Annotated in this window: 1 protein-coding gene and 1 pseudogene; both read right to left on the bottom strand. The window is 52.6% G+C overall.

Annotated elements, in window-relative coordinates:
- The coding region (locus lacNas_RS06175) for a Y-family DNA polymerase (protein ID WP_444979754.1) at nt 1-646 on the bottom strand (646 nt) is incomplete at its 3' end.
- Nucleotides 647-766: 120 nt separating this feature from the next.
- A pseudogene (locus lacNas_RS06170) lies at nt 767-911 on the bottom strand (GMP reductase); the annotation flags it as partial.

Raw genomic sequence — 911 nt, 5'->3', positions numbered from 1 at the left:
GCAGGCGGCTGGCGGTTCTGACATTGATCCCCCAGACGTCCTCCAGCTTGGGAATCTTCCAAATAGTGTCGGGCACGTCGATATAGTGCCAGCAGGCAATCATCGAGGTCCGGTGCTTGGCGGAAATGTCCATGGCCAGTTTGGCCAAAAGCGGGTTCTCCCCGATCCCGCAAGTCGTGTAGAGGCCCAAGCTGTCGCGGATGTCTTTTTGAATCTTGCGGGCCACCAGGTAAGGGTCATCCCCAAACAGGTGCCAGGACTCGGTCATGTCGATCATGCTCTCATCGATTGAATAGACATGAATGTCCTCATCAGCCGCGTACTTGCGAAAAATCTGCAAAACCTCCATACTCCGCTTGATATAGAGGTTCATGTGCGGCTCAACCAGCAGCAGGTCCGGAGCCTGGCTTTTAGGCGGCAAGTCTCTGGCCCGCATGACATTGCTTAAGCCATACTTTTGCTTGGCTAAGGGCGAGGCAGCCATAATCAGGCCGCTGCCCCACTGGCTCCCCGGCTGCTGGGACACGACGGCCAAAGCAACTTCCATGGGATTCAGCCCCAGGCGCAGGGCCTCACAGGAGGCATAGAAAGATTTGTTGTCGATCATGAAAACAACCCGGTGAGGCTCATAGCGGTAATCGTACATCAAAATCCACTTCTTTCTTGAACATTTGTTCTAAGCAGATTATACCGAACTTTTGTTCTGGAAAGCAAGCGAACAAAAAATAAAAAAAGAGGCATTAAGCCTCTTTGTCAATAATTCATATTAGTAGTCGCCGTTCATGATCGTGTTCTTCACGATGACGTAGTCGACCCGCTTGATTGATTCCAGGTCCCGGCCGCCGGCGTAGGAGATGGAAGACTGCAGGTCTTCCTTCATTTCTTCCAAGGTGTCGGCGATGCTGCCCCGG

The sequence above is a fragment of the Lactobacillus nasalidis genome (assembly GCF_016587775.1).
Lineage (GTDB): Bacteria > Bacillota > Bacilli > Lactobacillales > Lactobacillaceae > Lactobacillus > Lactobacillus nasalidis.
This window is presented reverse-complemented; position numbering and strand designations above follow the sequence as displayed.